This window comes from Streptomyces sp. NPDC026301 (genome assembly GCF_055567935.1).
Map to the genome: position 1 here is coordinate 331,054 of NZ_JBVHPN010000006.1, position 26,334 is coordinate 357,387.

The window sequence follows — 26,334 nt, forward strand, 5'->3', positions numbered from 1 at the left end:
TCAGATGATTCCGTACAGCAGTCCGGCGCCGAGCACGACCAGGGAAGTGAGCGCGGCCCATTTCACGGTGAACTTGGTGTGGTCGCCGAACTCGACCTTGGCCATGCCGACCAGGACGTACACGGCGGGGACGAGCGGGCTGGACATGTGCAGCGCCTGGCCGACGAGGGAGGCGCGGGCGATCTCCAGCGCGGAGACGCCGTGGGACGCGCCGGCCTCGGCGAGGATCGGCACGATGCCGAAGTAGAAGCCGTCGTTGGACATGAAGTACGTCAGCGGGATGCTGAGGAGGCCGGTGACCAGGCCCATGTGCGGGCCCATCGCGTCGGGGATGTTGGAGACCAGCCAGCGGGCCATGTGCTCGACCATGCCGGTGCCGGTGAGGACCCCGGTGAAGACGGCGGCGGCGAAGACCATGCCGGAGACGTTCAGTACGTTCTCGGCGTGTGCGGCGATGCGCGCCTTCTGGTCCTTCATGTGCGGGAAGTTGACGGTGAGCGCGACGGCGGAGCCGAGCAGGAAGAGCACCGGGATGTCCAGCACCTGCAGGATCAGCAGGGTGAGGAGCGCGACGGTCAGGGCGGCGTTGAACCAGTACAGCTTGGGGCGCAGGGTGGCGCGCTGCGGGTCCAGGGCCTGGAACTCGACCTCGGCGGCCGGGCCGTCGCCGGTGCCGGCGGAGTCGGCGGAGTCGGCGGAGTCGGCGGAGCCGCCGCCGGTGTGCGGCGTACGGGCGGTGGTGCCGCCCTTGGTGCCGGCGCCCGCGCCGACGAGGACCGTCTCCTTCTCGGTGATCTCCTCGGTCTCCACGGCCTTGGCGCTGCCGGGCTCGCCGAGGGTGAGGGTGCCCAGCCGCTTGCGCTCGCGGCGGCCCAGCACGTAGGCGAGGGCGAAGACGGCGACCAGGCCGGTGGCCAGGGCGGGGATCATCGGGATGAAGATGTCGCCGGCGTCCAGCTTCAGCGCGGTCGCGGCGCGGGCCGTGGGTCCGCCCCAGGGGAGCGTGTTCATCACGCCGTTGGCGGTGGCGGCGACGCCGGTCATCACCACGAGGCTCATCTTCAGGCGCTTGTAGAGCGGATACAGCGCCGAGACGGTGATCATGAAGGTGGTGGAGCCGTCGCCGTCGAGCGAGACGATCGCGGCGAGCAGGGCCGTACCCACGACCACGCGGACCGGGTCGGCCTTGCAGAACCTGAGGATGGCGCGGACGATCGGGTCGAAGAGGCCGACATCGATCATCACTCCGAAGTAGATGATCGCGAACATCAGCATCGCGGCGGTGGGAGCCAGGTCGCCGATGCCCTTGATGACGTAGTCACCAAGGTGCGCGCCCTGCCCGACCAGGACGCAGAACAGCGCTGGAATGAGCACGAGTGCCGCCATCGGCGACATCTTCTTCATCATGATCAGCACCAAGAAGGTGGCAATCATGACAAACCCGAGGATGGTCAGCATTGGGGGTTACCTCACGTTCGCCCTTGAACACCTGCCAGGGGGGTGGCGGTCGTGGTGACGTTAGGTGCCGCCAACTTTTGTTAACAAGGTCTTGACGTGTGAGCAATACGAGCAAAACCCCAGGTCAATAGGGAGTGCGCCCGGGAGTGCTCAGTCCAGCACCCGCCCCAGGTACGCCCGCAGTAGTTCCTTGGTCTCCGTGACGATCGCCGGATCGCCTTCGGGCGCGACCCGGAAGGCCAGCTGGACCAGCGCGTCCGCCGCCTCCACGCCCACCAGGAACGCGGTCCGCAGCCGCTCCTCCGCCGGGTCCAGACCGAGCGGCCCGGCCAGCAGCGCCAGCAGCCGGTCGGCGACGCGGTGGTTGGCCTCCCGGGTGGCCTGCGGCGCGGGCACGGTGAACTCCACCAGCGCGAAGCCCGGCACGCACCGCTTCATGGCGAGGTACTCGTCGACCACCACGTCCATGGCGTACCGCCAGTCCAGCCGGTCACCGGCCGCCGCGATCCCGGCGGTGACCCGCTCCGCATACCCCTCCAGATTGCGCAGCGCCAGCGCCTCGGCCATCGCCCGCTTGTTGGGGAAGAAGCGGTAGACCGAGCCGATGGGCACCTCGGCGCGGGCGGCCACCGCGCGGGTGCTCAGGTCCTCGTACCCCTGCTCGTCGAGGACTTCGGCGCAGGCGTCGAGGATGCGGGTCAGGCGCTCGGCGCTGCGTCGCTGGACCGGGGCGCGGCGGAGTGACGGGGTATTCACGTACTCCATCCTGCACGCATTCCGGCCGGTTCCCGCCTCGCGCGAGCGCGTCACCGGGCGTTTCCGTTGACGGGCCCGGGCGCCAATCCTAGGGTCATGCACAGGATTCCCCGGGTCGCCCCGAACTTCCGGAATCCCCTGAGCGAGCGGCGGGAGCACGCGATGACAGGCACGGTCGGCGAGCAGGCGAGGAAGACGGCGCAGGGGCTCACGTACTCCCCCGGCTTCGGCAACGAGCACTGCTCCGAGGCCGCGCCGGGCGCGCTGCCCATCGGCCGCAACTCCCCCCAGCGGGCCCCGCTCGGCCTGTACGCCGAGCAGCTGAGCGGCACCGCGTTCACCGAGCCGCGGGCGCACAACCGCCGGTCCTGGCTGTACCGCATCCGCCCCTCGGCCGCCCACCCGCCGTTCCGCCGGACGGACAACGGCGGCGTACGGGCCGCGCCGTTCACCGGCACCGAGCCCGACCCGAACCGGCTGCGCTGGAACCCGCTCCCCGAGCCCGCGCCCGGCACGGACTTCGTCGCCGGGCTGTGGACGCTCGGCGGCAACGGCGACGCGCGGCAGCGCACCGGCATGGCCGTGCACCTGTACCACGCCAACGCCTCCATGGAACGGCGCGTGTTCAGCAGCGCGGACGGCGAGTTCCTGATCGTCCCCGAGCGCGGCGGGCTGCTGCTGCGCACGGAGTTCGGGCTGCTGCACGCCGAGCCGGGGCACGTCGCGCTGATCCCGCGCGGCGTCCGCTTCCGCGTCGAGCTGCTGGAGGCGTCGGCGCGGGGGTACGTCTGCGAGAACTACGGCCGCCCCTTCCAGCTCCCCGACCTCGGCCCGATCGGCGCCAACGGGCTGGCCAACGCGCGGGACTTCCTCGCGCCGGTCGCCGCGTACGAGGACGCCGACGAGCCCTGCGAAGTCCTCAACAAGTACTGCGGCAACCTCTGGACCGCGACCTACGACCACTCCCCCCTGGACGTCGTCGCCTGGCACGGCAACCACGTCCCGTACGTCTACGACCTGCGCCGGTTCAACGTCCTCGGCACGATCTCGTACGACCACCCCGATCCGTCGGTCTTCACCGTCCTCACCGCTCCCTCCGACACCCCGGGCCTGGCCGGCGTGGACTTCGTCGTCTTCGCGCCGCGCTGGCTGGTCGGCGAGAACACCTTCCGGCCGCCCTATTTCCACCGCAATGTGATGAGCGAGTACATGGGCCTCATCGAGGGCGCGTACGACGCGAAGGCGGAGGGCTTTGTACCGGGCGGCGGGTCGCTGCACAACATGATGTCCGCGCACGGCCCGGACCGCGCGACGTACGAGAAGGCGAGCACCGCCGAGCTGAAGCCGCAGAAGGTCGACGACGGGCTGGCGTTCATGTTCGAGACGCGCTGGCCGGTGCTGCTCACCGAGCAGGCCGCGGGCGCCGACCACCTGCAGAGCGGCTATGACGCCGTGTGGCAGGGTCTGGAGCGCCACTTCCGTCTCTAGAGGCTGGTGTCCGTGACGACCTTCGCGCCCGACTCGCTCGCCCTGAACCGCAAGCTGCCCCTGTGGTACCAGGTCTCGCAGTCGCTGCGGGCCTCGATACTGGGCCGCTCCCCCGAGGCGCCGCTGCGGCTGCCCACCGAGGAGGCGCTCGCCGCGCACTACGGGGTGAGCGTGCTGACCATGCGGCAGGCCCTGAAGGAGCTGGAGACCGAGGGACTGATCAGCCGGCACCGGCGGCGGGGCACGTTCATCGAGCCCGCCGCGCGGCGCGGCGCCCCGGTACGGCTGCTGGGCTCGGTGGACGCGATCGTGGCCCAGCAGTCCGGCATGGTGAGCGAGCTGCTGGAGCACGGCACGGCCCCGGTGCCGCCGGAGCTGGCCGAGCACTTCCCCGGGCTGCCGGACGTGGGCGTGTACCGGCGGCTGCGCAGCGACGAGCGGACCGGCGAGCCGACCAACCACGCCGTCAACCACGTCCGTCCGGACGTCGCGGCCCGCATCGACCCCGCCGAGCTGGAGCGCCACCCGATGACCAAGGTGCTGCGGGACGCGGTGGGGGTACGGATCGGGCGGATCACCGACACCGTCGAGGCGCGGCTGGCGGACCCGGAGACCGCGCGGCTGCTGGACGTCCCGCTGCTCAGCCCGATCCTGCACTACACGGGCATCACGTACGACGAGGCGGGGCAGGTGGTGGATGTGGCGCGCATCCATTACCGGGGCGACCGTTTCTCGTTCACGGTGACGCTGGACGCCCACTGAGCGACCCTGCCGCCGGTTCCGGGGGCGTGGTTACGATGCCGGGGTCATCCGAACCGTCCGGGAGGGTTGCCGCGTGACGGCGAAGCAGGACGTGCCCCTGCTGTCCGACCTGATGCCGTGGTCCGTCGCCGCGCCGCGGCTCGGCCGGGCCTGGATCATGGCGCCGGACACCGGCTCGCTGCGGGCGCGCTGGGACGCGCTGCTGCGCGCCGCGGACGCCGCCGACCGCGAGCGGCTCTTCCGCCCGTCCCGGGCCCGCACCCTGCACACCGCGGTCGGCCAGCTCCCCGGACAGGCCACCGCGACCGGCCGGCTGGCCCGGCTGGTCGCGGGCGACGCGCCCTGCCCGGAGCCGGTGCGGGTCCGGCACGGCGCGCACGACCAGCTGTGGCTGCTGCCCGACCACCGGCTGATCGACGCGGCCCGGCCCGAGCTGTGGCGGGTCGCGGACGCCGCCCAGCTCTTCGCCGTCGAGCAGCCGCGCGTCCCGCAGGACACCGGCCCCGCGCTCGCCCTCTCCACCGCCCTGCCCGTCGGCCGCCAGGGCCGCGTCCGCCCCCTCTACCGCCGCCCCGCCGGCACCGAACCGAACCTCGCGCCCGGCCTCCTCGGCCACCTCGGCGACCGCCTCGGGCACCCGGTCACCGCCGAGGACGCCTTCGCCTACCTCGCCGCCACCGCCCGGCACGACGGCGGCGGCATCACCGTCCCGCTGACCGCGGAACCGGAGCTGTGGGCGCGCGGGGTGGCGCTGGGGCGCGAGCTGATCCGGCTGCACACCCGGGGCGCGGGCAGCGGCGAGCGCCCCCGGCTGCCCGGCGGCCGCCGCCCGTACGTGCGCGCCGCGCTGCCCGCCCGGGGGCTGCCCACGGAGTTCGCGTACGCCCCGGAGGCGGAGGCGCTGCTCCTCGGCGGGGGCCGGATCTCCCCCGTACCGGCCGCCGCCTGGGACGCGCACGCGGGCGGCGTCCGCGTCCTGGAGGCGTGGCTGGAGCGGCGTACGGGCGCCGTCGAACCGGGCACGCTGGAGGCGGTACGCCCCGCCGCCTGGCCCCAGGAGTGGACCACCGACCTCCTGGAGCTGATCACCGTACTGGCCCTGCTCGGCGAACTGGGCCCCGAGCAGGACCGGTTGACGGCCGCGCTGGACGCCTCCACCCTCGTCAGCGCCACGGAGCTGACCGCCGCGTGCGTCCTCCCGGCCCCCGCGGCGACGCTCCGCCCGGCCTCCGTCCTGGACCACCACGAGGAGGGCCCGGACGGCCAGTTCGCGCTGCTGTAGCGGGGCGGCCCCGTCTGTAGCGGGGCGGCCCCGTCGGCGGGATTACTTCTGCGGCGCGAGCTCCGGCCCCAGCGAGCCGAACTTCTCGTTGCTCACCACGCGCTTCGGGGGCCAGGTGATGTTCGGCGGCGGCCAGGACTGACCGGTGCGCTCCAGGAACCACTGGGGCGGTTCGTACATGGGCGGCTCGTAGCCGTCCGGCAGGGCGGTCTTCCAGCGCACGCCCTTGGTCCGCTCGGCGAACTCGTCCTTGACCGCCTTCAGCCGCGCGGGCTGGGTGATCAGGTCCACCGCGGTCGCCGCGAGGTACTTCGCCGCCGCGAGGAGGGCCGCGTGGCCGGGCGCCGCCGCCGCGCACGCGGCCGTGGACCAGGTGTGCATCTTCGTGCCGATGGGGGCGAGGGCCGCGCCCATGGAGACGGTGGGCACGTTCCAGCTGATGTCGGCGACGTCGGTGGAACCGCCGCCCATGAAGACCGGGTTGGGCGGGGTCAGCTCGCCGATCTTGTCGTGCAGCCCCTTCTCGGGCAGGCCGAGCGACTTCTGCAGGTCCTTGGCCAGCCGCTGGGCCTCGTCGCTGAAGTCCGGCGGGCCGATCCGGCGCATTTTGTCGTGCATCAGCTCGGCGAAGGACCGGGACGGCAGCTGGTTCCAGCAGGCCGAGGTGATCCGGTGCCGGACGGTGGTCCGGCTGGCCTTGGCGGCCGCCTCGGACACCTCGATGACCTTGTCGAGCAGGACCTGGACCCGCTCCGGGCTGCCTTCGCGCACGTAGTACGAGATCTCGGAGATCTCCGGGGTGACGTTCGGGATGTCACCGCCGTTGTTGATCACCCAGTGCAGGCGGCCGGACGGCGCGAGGTTCTCCTCGCGCAGGAACTCCGACATCGTCGCCATCATCACCGCGGCGTCCAGCGCGCTCTTGTTGCCGAGCGGGGTGCCGCCGTGGCCCGCGACGCCCAGGAAGGTGAAGGTGACCGCGGTCATCGCGGTGGAGGAGCCCCAGCCGGTCGCGTTGGACGTGGACGGGTGCCAGTCCAGGAAGGCGTCCAGCCCGTCGTACACGCCCTTGCTGACCGCGTACGTCTTGCCGATCAGCTGCTCCTCGGCGGTGGAGCCGAAGAACTTCACCGTGACGTCGAGGCCGTGCGCCGTGGCGGCCTTGGCAACCGCGGCGGCCGCGGCCGCCGCCGCGGTGCCCAGGGCACAGTGGCCGCAGCCGTGGCCGGGCCCGTACCCGGGCGCGAACGGGTCGTGGACGTACTCCAGCGGGTCGTGGTGGCCCACGCCTCTGCGCTGCGACAGCCCCGGCAGCGCGTCGTACTCGCCGCTGAAGCCGAGCACCGGGCCGCCCTTGCCGTGCCGGAAGGTGGCGGTGAAGGCGGTCGGGAAGCCGGCCGTGCCGAACTCCACGTCGAAGCCGGCGGCCTTGAGGAAGTCCGCCTCGGCGAGCGAGGACTTCCACTCGCGCAGCGAGAGTTCGGCGTTCTCCCAGATCTCGTCGTCCAGCCCGGTGATCCTCGCCCGCTGGTCGTCGATCCAGGCCAGCGCGGCGGCCTTGGCCGGGGAGTCCGCGGCCAGCCCCTTGGGCGCTTCGTATCCGTCGGGGTCCGCCGCGGCCGCGTCGGACGCGGCGGCCATCGCGGGGTCGGCGGCCGCGCCCATGGCCGCGGTGCTCACCCCCGCGGCTCCCAGCAGCTGAACGATTCTGCGTCTGCTGAGCCCGCCGGGGGCCGCCCCCGCGTCGTGCCCGTGCTTGTGCTCGTGGTCGTCGTGCAGATCACACACCGGCGCCTCCCGCGGCAAAGTGGTTGTACGGGGCAAGCGATCTGCACCCTGGCGCGGAATGATCGTCACGTCAACAGCCCGGCGAGAGATCACCGTTACGAGTGAGGCGGTGATCCAGTACGAGTGACCGGGTGATCCGGCAGGTCGATACGGCTCACCGCCGGGCGGCCGCCGGGCGCCGGAAAAGCGGAACGCGCCCGCCCTGCCCCGGACTACCGGGAGAGGGACGGACGCGTACGACCGTGATACTGGGCTGCGATGGCCGGGACCGGGCGGTGTCCGGCGGCCCGCGGACGGGGCCGGATCAGCGGCGGGGAGCTGACGGGGCGCACTCGGGGCGCACCGGAGCACCGCTCGGCGCGGCCCCGCTCAGCCGTGACCGCCGAAGAGCGACCGGCGCAGCCGGCGCAGCGGCGCGAAGAGCGAGACCCGCGCCCCGCGGCTCTTCCGCGTCCGTGCGTGGTCACGCTTGGTGATCTCCTGCATCAGCGACGTGGCGCCCTCGGTCTCCCGCTGCGGTATCGCCGGTCCGCCGAGCACCGCGAGGTGGCGGTCCAGGCGCGCACTGGACGCGCCGCCGCATGTGATGGCAGGCACTCGCGGCCTGCTGCGTACTGCAATCTGTTCCATGACACTCCCCACCCGTACGAGGGCACCCGGCCCGGGCAGGGTAACCCTATCTCTCCCGCACGACCTTCGCGCAGCCCGGTATCAGTATTCACCTGCCCCGCAAGGGCGTTGACGAACACCATACGGAACGTCCGCGTACCGCACCTACTCCAGGCCGAGTTGACGGCGTACGGGGGCACGCCGCGGCCCCGAGCGTGCGCCCCCCATGACGGAGCGTCACCACCGGGCTCGCCGTCCCCCTCCCCGCCGCGCTCCGGATTGCCGCCGAAGGGGCGGCAACGGCGGCGGACCGGGGTACGTTTTTTCCACATCGCTCCTTTTGCCGGGTCGAGGGGGCTCGTGCCATGGACACAGGTGCGGGGAACGAACGGGTGCTGGCGGGCCGCTACCGCCTGCTGGACGAGCTGGGCCGCGGCGGCATGGGCGCGGTATGGCGGGCCCGGGACGAGCTGCTGGGTCGCGAGGTGGCCGTCAAGGAGGTGCGGGCGCCGCGCGAACTGCCCGCGCACGAGGAACGGTTGCTGTACGAGCGACTGGAGCGGGAGGGCCGGGCCGCGGCCCGGATCGCGCACCGCAATGTGGTGACCGTCTTCGACGTGGTCACCGAGGGCGGCCGCCCGTGGATCGTGATGGAGCTGATCCGCGGCCTCTCGCTCGCCGACACCCTGACGGCCGACGGGCCGCTGTCCCCCATGCGCGCGGCCCGGATCGGCGCCGAGGTGCTGGCCGCGCTGCGGGTGGCGCACGCGGCGGGCGTGCTGCACCGCGACGTCAAGCCGGGCAACGTACTGCTCGCGAACGACGGCCGGGTGGTGCTCACCGACTTCGGGATCGCGACGGTCGAGGGGTCCTCCGCGCTCACCCTGACCGGCGAGCTGATCGGCTCGCCCGAATTCCTCGCGCCGGAGCGGGCGCTCGGGCGGACGCCGGGCCCGGAGTCGGACCTGTGGTCGCTGGGCGTGACGCTGTACGCGGCGGTGGAGGGCGCGCCGCCGTTCCACGAGGAGACGCCGCTGGGCACGATGCGCGCGCTGGTCGACGAGGAACTGCCGCCGCCGCGCCGGGCGGGCCCGCTGGCGCCCGTACTCGCGGGGCTGCTGCGCAAGGACCCGCGCGAGCGGCTGCCGGCGGACGAGGCCGCGGGGATGCTCGCGGCGGTCGCGAGCGGCGGGCAGCCGGCCACGGTGACGGCCACCGCGCCGCCGCCCCCGTACTCCCCGACGCTCGCGGCGCACGGTCCGCCCCGGGACACCGGTCCGGGCTCCGCGTCGGGCGCCCCGCCGCCGCCTCCTCCGGCGGGCTCCTACGGCCCGCATGCCACGCCGCCGCGCCGGCGCCTGCGTCGCTCGGCCGCCGGGCTGGCCGCGACCGCCCTGGCCGTCGCGCTGGCGGCCGGCGGCGCCGCCTGGGCGCTACTGGGCAGGGACGGCGGCCCCGGGCCCGGGCCGGGCGACCGCACCGCGTCCGCGAGCGCGCGGCCCGGGTCCTCCGCCGAGCCGGACGCCGAGCAGGGCTACGGGAGTGACCGGCCCGGTACGGGCGGCGCGGACGAGGGCGGCGACGGGGGCGGGCGGCGCACCGCATCGCCCGCGGTCACGGTCACGGTCGCCGTCTCGACCGTACGCGGCGGCTATACGGGGAGGTGTCCGCCGCCCGTCGCCGCGGCCCCGGCATTCTCCGGGGTCATCACGGTCAGCCGCGGTCCGGCCGAGGTGGTCTACCGCTGGGACATCGACGGCGGCGGTTCCCCCGACGGGCCGTGGCGGACGGTCCGCTTCCCGGACGGCGGGGCGCAGCGGGTGACGGTGGGGCTCACGGTGACGGCGTACGAGCCGGGCGGCACACTGACGGGCCGGGCGGGGCTGAAGGTGCGGAGCCCGGAGGCGGTCACTTCGAACCGCGCCGCCTTCTCCCTGACGTGCGAGAGGGAGGCCCCGAGCGGCGGGGCCTCCCCTGCTCCTTCCTCCCCGGAGCCGTCCCCCACGGAGCCGTCCCCCACGGACACGGAGACGACTCCGGAACCGTCCCCTACGGACACGGGGGCCTCCCCCACGGACACGGGGGCTTCCCCTACGTACGGCGGGGACTCTCCCTCAGGGGACGAGAGCTCGCCTTCGGGGGGTGAGAGCTCGCCCTGGTAGGGGCTACGCGGTGGCGCGGAACACCGGCAGGTAGCCGCTGGACTGGCCGGTGGCGGTCGGGTGGTAGGACTCGTCGACGGGATAGCTGACGCTGTGCAGCCAGGCGCTGCCCGAGCAGATCTCGTGGCCGGCGAAGGTGGTGTTGGCGTCACCGAAGGCGAAGCCGTGGTCGGCGGCCCGCTTGGCGGTGACGGAGTTGATGTCGTCCGCCGCGGCGTTTATCGCGGCGCGTTCCTTCTCGGTGAGGCCGGCGACGCAGTCACCGCTCAGCTTGTAGAAGCGGGGGTAGCCCAGGACGGCCACGTGGGCGTTGGGCGCCTTGCCGGAGATGGCGCTGTACACCTGGTCCAGCTTCCCGGGGAGCGTGGTGTTGATGTACGTGCGCGCCTGCTGGACCCGGGCCAGGCAGGTGCTCTCGGAGTAGAGCACGCAGGTGGTCATGGTGTCCGCGAAGCCGGCGTCGTTGCCGCCGACGGTCAGGGAGACCAGGCTCGTGTCACCGTTCACAGCCGTCAATTGGCTGTTGAGGACATCACCCGTACGGGCGCCCGAGCAGGCCGCGAAGGTGAACGAGGCGGGTGAGTTCGCGGCGGCCCAGAGGGCGGGGTACGCCTTGCTGCTGCGCTTGCAGGAGCCGCTGCCACTGTCGTAGCTGCCGGCTCCGACGCCGGAGGAGTAGGAGTCGCCGAGCGCCACATAGCGTGCGGCGCCGTCGAGTTGGGCGGCGGAAGCGGGAGCGGCGCCGAAGAGCGCCAGGGACGAGGTGATGAGGAAGGCGGACAAGAAGCCCGCACATCTGGAAACTCTCATGGAACCTCCAATAGCAGGATCTCTGCCGCAACCGTGGTAGCAGTACGACACGGTTGATGGAAGTGTTCATGCCAACTTTGCTACTCGCGTAGAGCGTGAGTGGCCACGCGCCCCGGCGGATTGCCGCACTATGTCGTGCATATGACATCAAGCCAGGCCCTCTTGTCTCCTCTCCCGTCTCTCGGCGAATCTTTCGTCAGGGCGGCCCGTCGCATCCTCAACTGCCGCCCGTAGCGCACGAATCCGTGCGCCACCCCCCAAGCGCACGCACCACGCGCACCTGATGAGGAGGACCCCCTCGCATGGCAGTGATGCGTACCACCACCAAGGTTTTCGGCCGGATTCCGGCCAGGCTCCGGATCGCCACGGCGGTCACCGCGGCGTCGGCCGCCGTCACCCTCGGCGTCGCCGCGCTCCCGGCCCAGGCCGCGCCCGCCGAGGGCACGGTCATCGGCGCGGGCGCCGCGAACGCCGTCCCGGGCAGCTACCTCGTCACCCTCAAGAAGTCCGCGGGCCTCAAGGCCGCGTCCGCCGACGGCAGACGCCTGATATCCGCGCACGGCGGCACCGTGCGGCGGACGTACACCGCCGCGCTCAACGGCTACGCGGCCCGCCTCTCCGCCACCGAGGCGAGACGGCTCGCCGCCGACCCGGCCGTGGACCAGGTGTTCCAGGACACGACGGTGCACGCCACCGGCACCCAGGCCGCTCCCCCGTCCTGGGGTCTGGACCGCATCGACCAGACGAACCTCCCGCTGGACCGGAGATACACGTACCCGGACAGCGCCGGAAGCGGTACGACCGTGTACGTCATCGACACCGGAGTCCGGGTCACCCACCAGGACTTCGGCGGCCGCGCCGTGAACGGCTACGACGCGGTGGACAACGACAACGTCGCGCAGGACGGCAACGGCCACGGCACCCACGTCGCGGCCACCGCTGCCGGCACGAGTTACGGCGTCGCCAAGAAGGCCAAGGTCGTCGCCGTACGGGTGCTCAACAACTCCGGCTCCGGGACCACCGCCCAGGTCGTCGCGGGCATCGACTGGGTCACCAAGAACCACAGCGGCCCGTCGGTGGCGAACATGTCGCTGGGCGGCGGCGTGAGCACCGCGCTGGACAACGCCGTGAAGAACTCCATCGCGAGCGGCGTGACCTACGCGATCGCGGCCGGCAATTCCAACGCGGACGCGAACACCTCCTCGCCGGCCCGCGTCCCCGAAGCGATCACCGTCGGCGCCACCACCAGCACCGATGCCCGCGCCAGCTACTCCAACTACGGCTCCCGCCTGGACCTGTTCGCGCCCGGGAGCAGCATCACCAGCGCCTGGCGGACCTCCGACACCGCCACCAACACCATCTCCGGTACGTCCATGGCCACCCCGCACGTAGCCGGCGCGGCCGCCGTCTACCTCGCCGGGCACCCGTCCGCCTCGCCCGCCGCGGTGTCGAGCGCCCTGGTCGGCGGCGCCACGTCCGGCGTCGTGACCAGCCCCGGCAGCGGTTCCCCGAACAAGCTCCTGAAAATCGTTCCGTAACCTCCGGGCGCCCGCGCACGCCCGGCGCCCCACACGTTTCCGACACGACCGGAACTGACGGTTCCATGGCTCGGTACCACAGTTTGCCGACGGGCCACGTCCACCGCGACCAGTGCGGCGGACGTGGCTCGTTCACGTCTTCTTTGCATCTTGACGGGCGCCCGGCGGGCGGGCCACATTGAAGCCCGGCATCGGGTGCTTATGAGCATCAGGCCGCTTTATGGGGGGCAAAGCTGCCAATGCAGACCAAGACCATCAACAGCAACAGATCGAGCGGCAGCAGACCGGCCCGGGGGGAGCCGACGCCACTGCTCGCGGGAGCCGCCGTCGCGGTGGGGGGTGTGGGTGCCGTGCTGGCGCTCGCCGACCTCGCCTCGCCGCTGCGCGCGCCCTTCACGCTCTTCTTTCTGCTCGGCGCGCCGGCGGCCGCCATCGCCGCCGCCCTGGGCCGTCTGGACCCGCTCAGCCGCACGGTGGTCGCGGGCGCGGGGGCGCTCGCCGTCGACATGCTGGTCGCGCAGGCGATGCTGTCGCTGCACATGTGGTCGGCGCGCGGCGGGGTCGTGGCCGTGGCGGCGATCAGCGGCACCCTCTTCCTGCTGGCGAGCGTGCGGCGCCGGGGGGCGTCCGCGCCAGATGCACGGACGGACTGAACGTGGACATCAGCGTGTACCGCCCCGGCGAGCTGAGCGGCGCCGACCGGGCGGCGTGGACCGCCGTGCAGTCCCAGGCACACCTCCTGGGCGCACCGGTCCTGGGAAATCCTTTTCTCGCACCGGAGTTCGCGCTCGCGGTGGGCCGCTGTCGCCGCGGCGTGCGGGTCGCGGTGATCAGGGAGGACGGCGAGCCGGCCGCGTTCCTGCCCTTCCAGCGGAGCGCGCTGGGCGTCGGACGGGCGATCGGCCTCGGCGTCTCGGACGCCCAGGGTCTGGTGCACCGGCCCGGCTTCCAGTGGGAGGCGCGCGAGCTGCTGCACGCGTGCGGGCTGGCGGTGCTGGAGTTCGATCACCTGGTCGAGGGCCAGAAGCCGTTCGAGGCGCAGCCCCTGCAGCCGTTCCCGTCCCCGGTGATCGACGTGGACCAGGGCTTCGAGACGTACATGGCCCGGCTGCGGAAGCAGTCGCCGAAGTTCACCCGCACCACCCTCGCCAAGGAGCGCAAGCTCGGGCGGGACGTGGGCGAGGTGCGGTACGTCCACGACGAGCGCGATCCGGCCGTTCTGCGCCGGCTGATCGACTGGAAATCGGCGCAGTACCGAAGAACGGGGCGCAGCGACCGCTTCGCGCGGCCGTGGATCACGCACCTGGTGGAGCAGCTGTTCCACACCCGCACCGACTCCTTCGCGGGCGTGCTGTCGGTCCTGTACGCCGGCGAGCGGCCGGTCGCCGCGCACTTCGGGCTGCGTTCGGAGCGGGTGCTGGCGTGCTGGTTCCCGGCCTACGACCCGGAGTTCGCGAAGTTTTCGCCGGGGCTGATCCTGCATCTGCGGATGGCCGAGGGGGCCGCCGCGGATTCCATGGCGTATCTGGATCTCGGCCGTGGCGAGAAGGAGTACAAGGATTCTTTCAAGACACGGGAAATTCAGGTTTCCGAAGGGTGGGTGACGCGGCGCCACCCGGTGGCGCTGGGACATCGCGCACGGCGCGCGCCGGTAAAAGCACTGCGGAACACCGTGGTGACCCGGCCGGAATTGTTCGAGCCGGCCGACCGACTGCTCAAACGGATGGGCCGAATCCGTACCGGAGAACACGGAACGGTCCGCTCCCTTTCCACCGACAAGACAAAAGGGGATTTGTAGTTCCAGCTCTTGCCATAGAGTGCCAATCATCAATACGGTCGTACAATCCACCCGCAACGGATCGTCATCCAGCGGCTCTAGGGGAGGGCTCAAGCGCCGCGACGGGGCCCGGGGCGGGGCGCGGTAGGGGGGTGCCGTGCTCGATACGTATGCCAGCGTCGAGTCACGAGCCGCGGAAACACGCATGCCAGCTCGCTCTGTCCGTCCGGTGTTCCATGCCGTGCTGACCAGAGTGTGAACCCCCCTTTCGAACCGGAAACACATCCGGGCTGCCCGGGGGTGGGCGGCCTACCGGACGAGAGGGAAAAAAGACTCATGAGCTCGTTCCTTCGCCCTGCGGAGACGGATCAGAAATCCGCAGCGCGGATTCCCGCACAGGCGCAATACCGACCCGTTTCCTCACACTTGGCGATTGCTCCGCCGGTCAGCGTCGTGATACCTGCGATGAACGAAGCGGAAAATCTCCCGTACGTTTTCAAGACACTTCCGGACTGGATCCACGAAGTGGTCCTGGTGGACGGGAATTCCACCGACGACACCGTGCAGGTGGCACGGGACCTGTGGCCGGACGTCACGGTCGTGAAGCAGCGCGGCAAGGGCAAGGGAGACGCCCTGATCAGCGGCTTCGCGGCGTGCACCGGCGAGATCATCGTCATGATCGACGCGGACGGCTCGGCGGACGGCGCCGAGATCGTCTCCTATGTCTCGGCGCTGGTCGGCGGCGCCGACTTCGCCAAGGGCTCGCGGTTCGCCAACGGCGGCGGCACCGACGACATGACGCCCATCCGCAAGCTCGGCAACCGTGTGCTGACCACCCTGGTCAACACCAAGTTCGGCGCCCGCTACACCGACCTGTGCTACGGCTACAACGCCTTCTGGCGGCACTGCCTGGACGAGATCGCGCTGGACTGCGCGGGCTTCGAGGTCGAGACGCTGATGAACATCCGCGTCGTCAAGGCGGGATTGCGCGTCCAGGAGATCCCCAGCCACGAGTACAACCGCATCCACGGCGTCAGCAACCTGCGCGCGGTCCGGGACGGCATCCGCGTCCTGAAGGTCATCATGCGCGAACGCGGCACCCGTAAGCGCGCGGTGCGGCCCGCGATGATCACGGGAGAGGTGTCTTGAGCGTCCGCGTCTCCGTGGTGATCTGCGTGTACACCGAGGACCGCTGGGGCGACATTCTCGCCGCGGCGGCCTCGGTGCGTGACCAGCTGCACCCGGCACACGAGATCCTGCTCGTCGTCGACCACAACCCGGCCCTGCTGACGCGGCTGCGCGCGCAGTTCGCCGGGGCCACCGATATCAGCGTGCTGCCCAACGCCGGGCCCAGAGGCCTCTCCGCGGGCCGCAACACCGGCGTCGCGGAGTCCACCGGGGAGGTCATCGCCTTCCTCGACGACGACGCGGTCGCCGAGCGCGAGTGGCTGCTGCACTTCGCCGAGGGGTACGCCGACCCCAGGGTGATGGCGATCGGCGGCCGTACCGAGCCGATCTGGGCCTCCGGGCGCCGCCCCGCGTGGTTCCCCCGGGAGTTCGACTGGGTCGTCGGCTGCACCTACCTCGGCCTGCCGCCGGGCCGGACCCGGGTGCGCAACGTCCTCGGCGGCAACGCCTCGTTCCGCCGCGAGGCGTTCGAGATCGCCGGCGGGTTCGCCACCGGCATCGGCCGGGACGGCGACAAGCGGCCGCTGGGCTGCGAGGAGACCGAGCTGTGCATCCGGCTCACCCGCGCGTGCCCGGACGCCGTCCTGCTCATCGACGACCGGTCGGTGATCCACCACCGGGTCCCGGCGGGCCGCGAGCGCTTCGCTTACTTCCGCACCCGCGCCTACGCCGAGGGCCTGTCCAAGGCCCTGGTCGCGCGCAGCGTAGGCGCCCAGGAGGGGCTGTCGACGGAGCGCCGCTACACCACCCGCGTGCTGCCCTCCGGGGTGGCGCGCGGCGTCCGCGACGCGCTGCTGCGCAGGCCGGGCGGCGCGGCCCGGGCGGGCGCGATCGTCGCGGGCGTGGCGGCCGCGGCCGGCGGCTATCTGGTCGGCACGGCCCGCACCCGCCGCTCGGGCGGCGGATTCGTGATCGCTGCGGTACCGGGGCCGACAGCCGCGGCGGTACCGGGGCCGACGGCCGCCCGCCCGCCGGCGGAGCCCGTGCGGCTGGCCGTACGGGCCGAGAAGCCTGTACGGGCCGAGAAGCCCGTACGCGGCGACGCTCCGGCCCCCGGCAAGGGCGTGCTGCGCGGCGACGAGGGGGCGGTCGCGTGACCGGCCCCGAGGGCAGCGCCCTCTCCCCCGTGCCGATCCTCATGTACCACGCGGTCGCCCACAAGCCGGCCCCCGCGACGCACGGCCTGTCCGTCGCGCCCGGCGCGTTCGCCGAGCAGATGGCGGTCCTGGACGACGAGGGGTACCACCCGCTGACCACCGAGCGGCTCGCGGCGGCCTGGCGGGACGGCGGCCCGCTGCCCGACCGCCCGGTCCTGATCACCTTCGACGACGGCTACGAAGGCGTGCACCGGCACGCCCTGCCCGTCCTGGCCAAGTACGGCTTCCCGGCCACCCTCTTCGTCTCCACCGGCTGGCTGCCGGGGCCGTACGACACCGGTGGCGCGCTGGACACCATGCTCGGCTGGGAACAGGTGCGGGAACTGGCCGCGGCCGGCGTGGAGATCGGCGGCCACAGCCACACCCATCCCCAGCTGGACCAGCTCTCCGACGACCGGCTCTGGTCCGAGGTGCTGCGCTGCAAGGGGATCGTCGCCGAGCAGCTGGGCGCCGCCCCGGTGTCCTTCGCCTACCCGTACGGCTATTCCAGCCGGCGGGTGCGGCGGACGGTGCGCGCCGCCGGCTTCCACCAGTCGCTGGCGGTCGGCAACGGACTGGCCGGCCACCGGCAGGGCCCGTACGCGCTGCGCCGGCTGACCGTGCGGCGCGGCACGGACCTGGCGGAGTTCCGGCGGATCGTCGCGGGCGAGGCCATCGGCCGCATCTTCGCCAAGGACCACGTCCTCACCAAGGGCTACGCCCTGCTCCGCAGATCGCGTCAGGCGATCCGGCTCTGCACACCCGGGGGCTGACCCCGCGCTGCGGCGCCGACGTAAGGCCGTCAGTGGGGCCCGGTGACACACAGTGCCGGGCCTCAGGAAAGGGAACCCGAGCCAGTGTCTGACACGACCACCCGGACCGAGGAACGCACGCGGGGCCAACAGGCACCGGACGGGCGCAGGCTGCGGTTCCCGGGGCGCGGCGGTGGCACGCCCCTCTTCCGCAACGCCTACGCGCTGATGCTCAACACGGGCATCTCCGGGCTGCTGGGCCTCGGCTTCTGGCTGGTCGCCGCGCGCTACTACACCGAGTCGGCGGTCGGCCAGGGCTCGGCGGCGATCGCCGCGATGAAGCTGCTGGCCGGGCTCACCGCGGTGACGCTGACCGGCGCGCTGGCCCGCTTCATCCCGGTCGCCGGGCGGGCGACGGGCCGGCTGGTGTTCCGTACGTACGCGGGCAGTTCGCTGGTCGTGGCGGTGGCCGCCGGCGTCTTCCTGCTCACTCTGGACCTGTGGGGCCCGTCGTACCGCTTCCTGCACGGCCCGCTCAACGGCCTGGGCTTCGTCGTGGCGGTCATCGCCTGGTCGGTGCTGACCCTGCAGGACGGGGTGCTGACCGGGCTGCGCAGCGCCCTGTGGGTGCCGGTGGGCAATCTGGTCTTCTCGGCGGTGAAGCTGGCGCTGCTGGTCGCGATCGCGGCGGCGGCGCCCACCGCGGGCGTCTTCGTGTCCTGGGTCGCGGCGATCGCGGTGTCCGTGATCCCGCTGGGCTGCCTGGTCTTCCGGCGCCTCGTGCCGCGCCACATCGCGGCCACCGCGCGCACCGTACGGCCGCCCTCGCTGCGCGAGATGGGCCGCTTCCTGGCCGGCGACTACACCGGTTCCCTCTTCTCGCTCGCGGTGGTCTACCTCGTACCCGTACTCGTCGCCTCGCAGGTCAGTGCGGCCGACAACGCGTACTTCTACATCACCACCACCATCGGCGGCACGGTCAACCTCCTCGCCATCAACATGGGCGCCTCGCTGACCGTGGAGAGCTCGCACGACCCGGCGCGGCTGGCGGAGAACACCCGCGCGGTGCTGCGCCGGATGGCCCGCATCATGCTCCCGGTCTGTCTCTTCCTCTTCGTCTGCGCGCCGTACATCCTCGGCGTGTTCGGCAAGGGGTACGCGGACGCCGCGACGCCGCTGCTGCGCTGGTTCGCGGTCGGCGCGGTGCTGCGCGTGGTGATGGAGACGTACTTCGCTGTGCTGCGCGCGCAGAGCAGGACCTCCGGCCTCGCCTACCTCCAGGGCCTGCTGTGCCTCCTCGTGCTCGGCCTGACGCTGCTCCTGTTGCCGCGGATGGGGCTGACCGGCGCGGGCGTCGCGGAGGTGTGCAGCCTGACCGTGATCGCCTCGGTCGCGATGGTGAAGCTGTCCGGCGTGGTCCGGGGCCGCCCGGTGGCGCCGCTGGCCAAGGCGCCGGCCGACGGTGTGGCCCCCGACGGCGACCTGGCGGACCTGGCGATGCACGGCGACCTGGGCGACGCGATACGCACTCCCCGGGACGGCCGGGCCGCCGCCCCCGAGGACGAGGGGGCGCGCCGGCCCACATGGGCGCAGCGCGCCCGGCTCGACGTGGACACGATGCCGCTGGGCGTGCATGTGGACTTCGACCACATGGAGCGCCGCCCGGACGTGCGGCCGCCGCTGGCGGAGGAGCAGGCGCCGCCGCCCGCCGCCGGGAAGCCGTCCTGGGCGAAGGAGGCCGCGCGAGAGCCTGGCGGCTCCGCTGAGGCGCTCACGGTGCCGCTGCCGGTCGTCGTCCCGCCGAACGCGTCGGAGGCCCACACGGTGCCGCTGCCGGCCGTCGCTCCGGCCGCTCCGGCCGCTTCTGCCGCTCCTGCCGCTCCTGCCGCGGCGGGCGGCGGGGCCGGTACGCGCGGCACAGCGGGTACGCGCGGCACAGGGGGCCCGAGCGGCGCGGTCCCGGCCGCGCGCGGCGGCGTGGCCGCCCGCCTCGCCGCCCGGCCCGACCTCGGCGTCTGGGCCCTGCTCGGCGTCGCGCTCGCGCTCTTCTGGCTGCCGTTGCGCGGGATGGGCGACGCCGACCTGGACCGGATGGGCGGGCTCGGCCTGATCTCCGTCCTGCCCGTCGCCACGCTGATCGGCGCCGCCCTGCTCGCCGTGGCGTTCGCCGCGGGGCTGTGGCTCTCCCGGCCGCGCCGGGTCCTGCTGGCGGCGACGCTGCTGCTCACGGTCGTGGCGCTGCACGCGCTGCCCGCCGTCCTGGAGGCCGAGCCGCGCTTCGCCACCGCCTGGCAGCACCTGGGCTTCCTGGACTACATCGGCCGCACCGGCACCGCCGTACCGGACCTGGACGCGCGCTGGAGCTGGCCGGGCTTCTTCGCCGGGGCGCAGTTCCTCGCCGAGGCCTGCGGCGTCACCGACTTCGACGCGCTGCTCCGCTGGTGGCCGCTGACCATCCAACTTCTCTACCTCCCCCCGGTGTTCCTGCTGCTGCGCTCCGTACGGGCGGACTGGCGCGCGAAGTGGAGCGCGGCGTGGCTGTTCGCGCTGTGCGGCTGGGTCGGCCAGGACTACTTCTCGCCGCAGGGCTTCACGTACCTGCTCTACCTCGTGTTCGTCGCGGTCCTCATGGTGTGGTTCCGCGACCCCCGGGTGCTGCGCGGCAAGCTGCTCCCCGGTGAGGCCGAGGTGCGCCCGGCGGGCCGCAGACAGCGCGCGGTCCTGCTCGGTGTGCTGATCGCGCTGTTCGCGGTCTCCGTGGCAGGCCACCAGCTCACGCCCTTCGTGATGCTCGGCGTGCTCGTCTTCCTGGTGTTCGTGCGCCGTTCGACGCTGCGCGGCCTGCCTCTGTTGCTCGGCGTGCTGGTCGTCTTCTGGATCGGCTTCCTCGCCGAGCCCTACTGGTCGGGCCACTTCGACGAGCTGTTCGGCGGCATCGGCGGCCTCGGCTCCAATGTCACCTCCTCGGTGTCGGGCCGTATCGCGGGCGGCAGCAGCACCCACAAGCTCGTCCTGTACACCCGGGTTCTGCTGGCCGGTTCGGTGCTCGCGCTGGCCTGCTGGGGCGTGCTGCGGCGGCGCCTGGCGGGCTTCGCCGAGCGCTCCCTGCCGGTGCTCGCCTTCGTGCCGTTCCTCGCCTTCGGCATGCAGTCCTACGGTGGCGAGATGGCGCTGCGCGTCTTCATGTTCGCGCTGCCCGGCGCGTGCGTGCTCGCCGCGCTCGCGCTCTTCCCGCGCCCCGCCGCCACTCCCCTCACCGCCGATCCCTCCGCCACCGGCCGCCCCACAGTCGGCCGCCGCGGCCTCGGGCCGCTCGCGGCCCTGCTGGCGGGCCTGGTGCTGGTCTTCGGCTTCCTCGTGGCCCGCTGGGGCAACGAGCCGTTCGAGCGGACCCGGCCCGGCGAGGTCGCGGCGATGGACTACGTGTACGCCCACGACGAGCCGACCGTACGGCTGCTGTGGATGACCGACGACCCGGTCGACAACGTCACCCCGGACATGCCGTGGGGGGCCAAGGACATGGAGCGCGTCCAGTACGAGCCGACCCTCGCGCCGCGCGACCCGGTGCTCGTCGGCCCGATCGTCAAGGCGCTGAAGGACGCGGGACCGCAGTCGTACCTGATCGTCAACCGCGGCCAGTCCGAGGCGCTGCGGCTGGACGGCGGCTACCCGGACAGCTGGGAGCGGCGGCTGCGCGCGAACCTGGACCGCCGCCCCGAGCTGCGGCGGGTGGTCGTCAACGACGACGCCGTGCTGTACGAGCTGAAGGCCCCGGCGGCGGGCCCGGTACCGCAGCCCGCCCCCGGTCCGGCGGGCCCGAAGGTCACCTGGACGCCGTGGTCGGTGGCGGGCGGCCTGGCGGTGGTGGCGCTGATCGTGCTGCTGGGCACCCGCGAGATCGTGCGGGTGGCGCTCCCGCCGGGCGTCGGCAAGCAGCGCTGGGTCCAGGGCTCGTTCTGGTTCTCGCTGCCGCTCCTGGTGGTCTTCCTGGCCGCCCTCGTGCAGCGGTTCGTGACGCTGTCGTAGGAGGCGTGCTCGCTGTCGTGGCTGCGCCCCGCCCCGTACTGGTACGGGGCGGGGCGCAGCCGTTCTTCAGCGGTTCAGGGGTTCAGCGCTTCAGCCAGCGCAGCCCGTAGGCCGGCATGTCGAAGGTCCGGCCGTCGATCTTGGCCTGGATGGTCCGGTCGAGGGTGTTGATCACCAGCACCGTGTCGTCGTCGGCGAGCACCCGTACGTTCGGCCGGTCGTCCGGCGCGACGGAAACGGACCGGAACGTGGTCCCCGGCGGGAATTCCTTCCCGAATTTCCCGAGCAGTTTCATCATCGGCAATTCGCCGCCGCCATCGTCCAGTTGCGTGCTCCGCCACAGGCATCCGGGGCAGTCCTTGCCCTCGTTCTGCGGATTCCAGTACAGCGCGGTGGCGACGCCGGCCCGCGCCATCTCCATCATCGCGGTGGCCTGGACGGCGGTACGGTGCGGCTCGCTCCAGCCGTTCCGGTCGTCGTTCTCGTCGGCGACCTCGACGTACCACTCCGACCACCACACCGGCAGCCCGGTCTCCTCGCGCAGCCACCGCGTCACGTCGCCGAATTTCTCCGTCGCCCCGAATTCGTCCGGCGCGTACACATCGTCCTTGGTGTAACTGGACCCGTCGACGGCCAGGAAGTCGGCGCCGTCCTTGTGCTCGTTCCAGTACGAGACCGCGTCCAGAACCCGCTGGTCGACCGAGCCCCAGGGCCCCGCGAGATCGGACGCGTAGGAGTCCTCACCGGGGCGGTAGCTGTCCATCACGACGTACGGCCCGCCGACCTGGATTCCCGGGTCGACCTTCTTCAGCTCCTTGTACACGAGGTTGTACAACTTCGTGTAACCCTCGTAGTCCCAGCGGTTCTTGTCGTCGTCGAAGAATCCCTTGAATTCGTTCCAGACGATGAAGTGCCGGACCTCCGGATAGCGTTTCGCTATCTTCCCCGCCAGCTTCGCGAAGTCCTCGTAGTGGTCCGGGCTCGGCGCCTTCTCCAGCTCGCCCCAGTCCGTTTTCCCTGCCTTGCCGCCCTTCATCCAGTCCGGCGAACAGCACAGGGTCAGGACGGGTGTGCCGCCGGTGCTCCGGATCAGCGCCAGCCGCCGGTCCAGGTCGCGGAAGTTGTACTTCCCGGGGCTCGGTTCCGGATTGCGCGCGCCCCAGCCCATGATGTGTTGGTTCTGCGGCATCGGGTCGCCGGTGAGCAGCCGGTCGGCCTGCACCTTGGCGGTGTGCTCGCCGCGGTCGGCGCTGAACTCGGTGTGCGTGAACCCCCAGCCCAGCTGATCCATCGGGTTCGCGCTGCCGAACACTCCGTTGTTCGTGCCCCTGCCGTCCTGTCCCCCCGGCGGAAACCCGCACATGACCAGGAGTAACGCCAGAACTGCCACCCCCGTGCCGAGAAGCGCGGCGATCACCCACCGCGTGCGCCCCGGTATTGCCACCCGTAACCCCCCATGACGTCCCACAACGGGCAAGCCTAGTCAGATTCCCGGCTGTTGAGCGCCCGCACCGCGTAACGGTTGCGCTGTGGACAGAACTACCACCCCGCCTGTCAAGTGCCGGTCAAGCCCGCGTCCGTCTCCGGTCCGGCCCGGGTAATCCCGAAATTCCGTGTACGGCACGCGGGTCATGCCGGATCATGGCCAGCATGTGTGCCGATCACCTTCCGCCGGCCGCCGCCGAGGAGTCGCTGCCGATCCGTCTGACGATGGACGACAGCGACTCCCCGTCCGATGTGGTGGACGCCCTCTTCCTGGGGCGGTTCGCCAATGGACGGCAGCCGTACGCCCGCAGCCGCTCCGTGGAGCGCGTCAAGGCGGGCCTGACGCTGCTGCCGCCCGGCGCCGAAGTGCTGCGCTGCGCCCGCGACGACGACCGCAGCGCGACCCTCGCGGAGGGCGAGGGCTGGACGCTGCTCGTCTCGCGCTGGAACCGCGGCGCCGACATCACGGTCACGGCGGTCAGCGACGAGCTGGCCCAGAAGGTGCTGGGCCAGTCGGCGGACGGCGCCGAGGACGAGCCGGAGCCGCAGCCCGCCAACGTCACCATGGGCTTCTGGTACTACTCCCCGCGCCGCGGCCCGTACCGCACCACCCGGCAGATCTCCGCCGGCACCTGGGAGGACATCCGTCCGAACTACACGGCTCCGGTCGCCGACGCGCTGGACGGCCTGATGAAGGTCACCCCCGAGGAGATCGCCGGCCGGCTGCTGCTCCTGCACGGCCCGCCGGGCACGGGCAAGACGTCCGCGCTGCGCACGCTCGCCCGTTCCTGGCGCGACTGGTGCCAGGTCGACTGCGTGCTGGACCCGGAGCGGCTCTTCAACGACGTCGGCTATCTGATGGACATCGCCATCGGCGAGGACGACGTGACGGGCCGGGGGCGGTGGCGGCTGCTGCTCCTGGAGGACTGCGACGAGCTGATCCGCGGCGAGGCCCGGCACACCGCAGGGCAGGCGCTCTCCCGGCTGCTGAACCTCACGGACGGCCTGCTGGGCCAGGGACGCAACGTCCTCGTGGGCGTGACGACCAACGAGGACCTGGAGCGGCTGCACCCGGCGGTGGTCCGGCCCGGCCGCTGTCTGGCCCGTATCGAGGTCGGCCCGCTCACGCGCGCGGAAGCGGTCGGCTGGCTGGGCTCGGACGAGGGCATCGGCCGCGACGGCGCGAGCCTCGCCGAACTGTACGCACTCCGCCGCGGCACCCGCCCCGCCGCCGTCCCCTCCCAGGACACGGGCGCCGACGCGGGTCTGTACCTGTGAAGCGCTGACGCGGGCCGGTGCCTGCGAGGGGGCAGGCCGTGCGGGTCGCGTCTTCGGCGGTGCGGCCCGTGCCGGTGGCGGTGTGGCTCGTGCCTTCGGAGGCGGGGCCCGTGCCGGTGGCGGTGTGGCTCGTGCCTTCGGCAGTGCGGCCCGAACGCGCGTCGGTGCGGGCCGGCCGCCTCACCGCCGGCGCCCCCGCGGCTTGAGCGGCACCCGTGGCAGCGCCGGAGCGGGCAGCGGCGGCCCGTCGTAACCGTGCACCGTCCCGAAGCGCTCCCCCGCCATCCACGCCTCCCGCGCCGCCGCCACCTCCTCACCGCTGCGCGCGACGAAGTTCCACCACATGACGATCTGTTCCTCGAACGGCAGCCCGCCCAGCAGCATCAGGCTGCTGTGGACGTCCGCGCGCACCGGCAGCTCGCTCCGCCCGCACCCGAGGTACAGCAGCGAGCCGGGTCCGAGCCGTACGCCGTCCACCTCGGTCTCGCCCTCGATCGACAGCACGGCGTACTCGAAGTCGCTCTCCAGCGGCAGCCGTACGTGCGCCCCCGCGCCGATCGTGATGTCCGCGCCGACCAGCGGCGAGTAGATCGTGCCGGGCGACCGCGCGCCCGCCAGCTCCCCGAGGATCACGGTCGCGCTCACCCCGCCACCCCCGGTGATCACCGGCAGTTCGGCGTGGTGCTCGAACGACGGCGCCTTCCCCCGGTGCTCGTTCGGCAGCGCGACCCACAGCTGCGCGCCGTGCAGCACCCGGGTGTGGTCGCGCGGCGACTCCTCCGAGTGCGCGATCGCCCGGCCCGAGGTCATCAGGCCCAGCTCCCGCGGTCGTACGAGCTGCAGGGAGCCGAGGCTGTCGCGGTGCAGCACCTCGCCCTCGCGCAGCCAGCTGACCGTCTGCAGCCCCATGTGCGGATGCGGCGGCACCTGCATCCCGGGCTCCCCGGCGATGTCGTCCGGACCGTAGTGGTCCACGAAGCACCACGCGCCCACCATCCTGCGGCCGAGGTTCGGCAGCAGTCTGCGGACCAGCGTGGACTCCCCCAGCGGAACCTGCTTGCCTGGCTGGACGTCACGGACCGGTCCGGTCCGGCCTCCGCCCCCGCAGAGACTGGCCGCGGGCTTGAGATCGAGGTTGCTCATGCCGTCACGATATGGCGGTCATGCGGGCAGCTCCCGCAGGCGTACGGACAGACACGTCACACACCCCTCCAGCTTCTCGAACTCACCGATGTCGACGAGCACCGGCGTGTACCCGAGATCCGCGAACAGCTCGGCACTCTTCGGCGCACTGGCCGCCATCAGCAGTTTTCCCTCGCCCAGCAGCACGACGTGGGAGCCGCTCTCCTCCGGTACGGCCAGGAAGCGCGGGAAGAGCGCACGCGCCTCGGCGTCGACGAGCGGCGGATATCCGATGACGGTGCCGTCGGGAAGTGCGGTAACGGCCGACTTCAGGTGCAGTACCTTGCTGACCGGTACGGCGACGACCCGCGCCCCCAATGGCTCGAAAGCAGCTCGAATTTGGCGCACTCCGTCACCGTTGGTGCGCCCGCCGCGGCCCACGTACACCGTGTCGCCGATTTTCAGCACGTCCCCGCCGTCCAGCGTCCCCGGCTCACGGACCCGGCCCACGAAGCAGCCGAGCGCCTCGACGGTCGCCGCGGCCGCCGTGGTCTCCGGCTTCCGCTCGTCCGCGCCGGGCCGCGAGATCAGCGCGGCGTTGCGGAACACGACCATGGTGTCCTCGACGAAGGCGCCGTCCGGGCAGTCGTCGGCGGGCGGCACCTCGATGGTCTCCCAGCCGTGCGCCTGCATCGTCCCGACGTACGTCTCCCACTGCCGCAGCGCGAGCCCGGCGTCCGCCGGCCGCCGGTCGATGTGCGTGACCAGCCCTTCCGCGAGCCGCGGACTCGGCCGACGAACGAGCGCCTTCTTGCTGGCCATGGCGCGCCCACCTCCGGTTCTTACTGAACGATGAGTTAGCAGAGCTACCTTATGCGTGGCTCGGGCAACGGAACACCCTCCGGCGCATCCGGCGG

At 72.3% G+C, this 26,334-nt stretch carries 20 protein-coding genes; 12 read left to right on the plus strand and 8 right to left on the minus strand.

What is annotated here, in order from left to right; all coding sequences use genetic code 11:
* Both ACZ4MH_RS13125 and ACZ4MH_RS13130 read right to left on the minus strand, forming a co-directional pair.
* Entirely contained in the window at positions 1-1,458 is a 1,458-nt protein-coding gene (locus ACZ4MH_RS13125; RefSeq protein ID WP_351599736.1) for a CitMHS family transporter, read from the minus strand.
* A 150-nt stretch (positions 1,459-1,608) separates the two neighbouring features.
* The gene (locus tag ACZ4MH_RS13130) at positions 1,609-2,223 is read right to left on the minus strand and encodes a TetR/AcrR family transcriptional regulator (protein ID WP_351599737.1); all 615 of its coding nucleotides are present in this window, start codon (positions 2,221-2,223) and stop codon (positions 1,609-1,611) included.
* Positions 2,224-2,376: 153 nt separating this feature from the next.
* On the opposite strand from ACZ4MH_RS13130, the gene hmgA reads away from it, so the two are divergent.
* The 3 genes from hmgA to ACZ4MH_RS13145 all read left to right on the plus strand — a co-directional run bounded on the left by hmgA (position 2,377) and on the right by ACZ4MH_RS13145 (position 5,746).
* The gene (hmgA, locus tag ACZ4MH_RS13135; RefSeq protein ID WP_351599742.1) at positions 2,377-3,702 is read left to right on the plus strand and encodes a homogentisate 1,2-dioxygenase; all 1,326 of its coding nucleotides are present in this window, start codon (positions 2,377-2,379) and stop codon (positions 3,700-3,702) included.
* A gap of 12 nt (positions 3,703-3,714) precedes the next feature.
* Positions 3,715-4,464, plus strand: coding sequence for a GntR family transcriptional regulator (locus tag ACZ4MH_RS13140; RefSeq protein WP_351599738.1), 750 nt, complete (start codon positions 3,715-3,717; stop codon positions 4,462-4,464).
* Positions 4,465-4,537: 73 nt separating this feature from the next.
* The gene (locus ACZ4MH_RS13145; RefSeq protein ID WP_351599739.1) at positions 4,538-5,746 is read left to right on the plus strand and encodes a type ISP restriction/modification enzyme; all 1,209 of its coding nucleotides are present in this window, start codon (positions 4,538-4,540) and stop codon (positions 5,744-5,746) included.
* A gap of 42 nt (positions 5,747-5,788) precedes the next feature.
* On the opposite strand, the gene ACZ4MH_RS13150 is transcribed toward ACZ4MH_RS13145, so the two are convergent.
* Positions 5,789-7,534 carry an amidohydrolase gene (locus tag ACZ4MH_RS13150; protein ID WP_351599740.1) on the minus strand — a complete coding sequence of 582 codons (1,746 nt, stop codon included), beginning with the start codon at positions 7,532-7,534 and terminating at the stop codon, positions 5,789-5,791.
* A gap of 369 nt (positions 7,535-7,903) precedes the next feature.
* Entirely contained in the window at positions 7,904-8,164 is a 261-nt protein-coding gene (locus ACZ4MH_RS13155; protein WP_030252229.1) for a hypothetical protein, read from the minus strand.
* A gap of 344 nt (positions 8,165-8,508) precedes the next feature.
* On the opposite strand from ACZ4MH_RS13155, the gene ACZ4MH_RS13160 reads away from it, so the two are divergent.
* Positions 8,509-10,305, plus strand: coding sequence for a serine/threonine-protein kinase (locus ACZ4MH_RS13160; protein WP_467754492.1), 1,797 nt, complete (start codon positions 8,509-8,511; stop codon positions 10,303-10,305).
* Between the two features lie 3 nt (positions 10,306-10,308).
* Here the strand turns inward: ACZ4MH_RS13160 and ACZ4MH_RS13165 are convergent, their stop codons facing one another.
* Positions 10,309-11,115: an SGNH/GDSL hydrolase family protein gene (locus ACZ4MH_RS13165; protein WP_351601079.1), complete on the minus strand. Its 807-nt coding sequence runs from the start codon at positions 11,113-11,115 to the stop codon at positions 10,309-10,311.
* Positions 11,116-11,417: 302 nt separating this feature from the next.
* On the opposite strand from ACZ4MH_RS13165, the gene ACZ4MH_RS13170 reads away from it, so the two are divergent.
* From ACZ4MH_RS13170 to ACZ4MH_RS13200, 7 genes are all read left to right on the plus strand, one after another.
* A complete protein-coding gene (locus ACZ4MH_RS13170) occupies positions 11,418-12,653 on the plus strand; it encodes a S8 family peptidase (protein WP_351601076.1) in 1,236 nt (411 codons plus the stop codon).
* Positions 12,654-12,892: 239 nt separating this feature from the next.
* Positions 12,893-13,306, plus strand: coding sequence for a hypothetical protein (locus ACZ4MH_RS13175; RefSeq protein ID WP_351601073.1), 414 nt, complete (start codon positions 12,893-12,895; stop codon positions 13,304-13,306).
* A 2-nt stretch (positions 13,307-13,308) separates the two neighbouring features.
* Positions 13,309-14,451: a GNAT family N-acetyltransferase gene (locus ACZ4MH_RS13180; protein WP_351601070.1), complete on the plus strand. Its 1,143-nt coding sequence runs from the start codon at positions 13,309-13,311 to the stop codon at positions 14,449-14,451.
* 315 nt (positions 14,452-14,766) lie between these two features.
* On the plus strand, positions 14,767-15,579 hold the full coding sequence (locus ACZ4MH_RS13185) for a glycosyltransferase family 2 protein (protein ID WP_351601067.1): 813 nt from the start codon (positions 14,767-14,769) through the stop codon (positions 15,577-15,579).
* The gene (locus tag ACZ4MH_RS13190) at positions 15,576-16,715 is read left to right on the plus strand and encodes a glycosyltransferase family 2 protein (protein ID WP_351601063.1); all 1,140 of its coding nucleotides are present in this window, start codon (positions 15,576-15,578) and stop codon (positions 16,713-16,715) included. Before ACZ4MH_RS13185 ends, ACZ4MH_RS13190 begins: the two co-directional genes overlap by 4 nt.
* 41 nt (positions 16,716-16,756) lie before the next feature.
* A complete protein-coding gene (locus ACZ4MH_RS13195) occupies positions 16,757-17,527 on the plus strand; it encodes a polysaccharide deacetylase family protein (protein ID WP_351601082.1) in 771 nt (256 codons plus the stop codon).
* A gap of 84 nt (positions 17,528-17,611) precedes the next feature.
* Positions 17,612-21,532: a lipopolysaccharide biosynthesis protein gene (locus ACZ4MH_RS13200; RefSeq protein WP_467754493.1), complete on the plus strand. Its 3,921-nt coding sequence runs from the start codon at positions 17,612-17,614 to the stop codon at positions 21,530-21,532.
* Between the two features lie 82 nt (positions 21,533-21,614).
* Here the strand turns inward: ACZ4MH_RS13200 and ACZ4MH_RS13205 are convergent, their stop codons facing one another.
* Positions 21,615-23,000 (minus strand): GH39 family glycosyl hydrolase, encoded by a 1,386-nt coding sequence (locus ACZ4MH_RS13205; RefSeq protein ID WP_467754494.1) that lies wholly within the window; start codon positions 22,998-23,000, stop codon positions 21,615-21,617.
* A 182-nt stretch (positions 23,001-23,182) separates the two neighbouring features.
* Here ACZ4MH_RS13205 and ACZ4MH_RS13210 point away from each other — a divergent pair, with 182 nt between their 5' ends.
* Entirely contained in the window at positions 23,183-24,295 is a 1,113-nt protein-coding gene (locus ACZ4MH_RS13210; RefSeq protein ID WP_351600213.1) for a DUF5925 domain-containing protein, read from the plus strand.
* 180 nt (positions 24,296-24,475) lie between these two features.
* On the opposite strand, the gene ACZ4MH_RS13215 is transcribed toward ACZ4MH_RS13210, so the two are convergent.
* Positions 24,476-25,438 (minus strand): pirin family protein, encoded by a 963-nt coding sequence (locus ACZ4MH_RS13215; RefSeq protein ID WP_351600211.1) that lies wholly within the window; start codon positions 25,436-25,438, stop codon positions 24,476-24,478.
* A gap of 18 nt (positions 25,439-25,456) precedes the next feature.
* Positions 25,457-26,239: a dimethylargininase gene (gene ddaH / locus ACZ4MH_RS13220; RefSeq protein ID WP_351600209.1), complete on the minus strand. Its 783-nt coding sequence runs from the start codon at positions 26,237-26,239 to the stop codon at positions 25,457-25,459.
* Positions 26,240-26,334 lie beyond the last annotated feature (95 nt).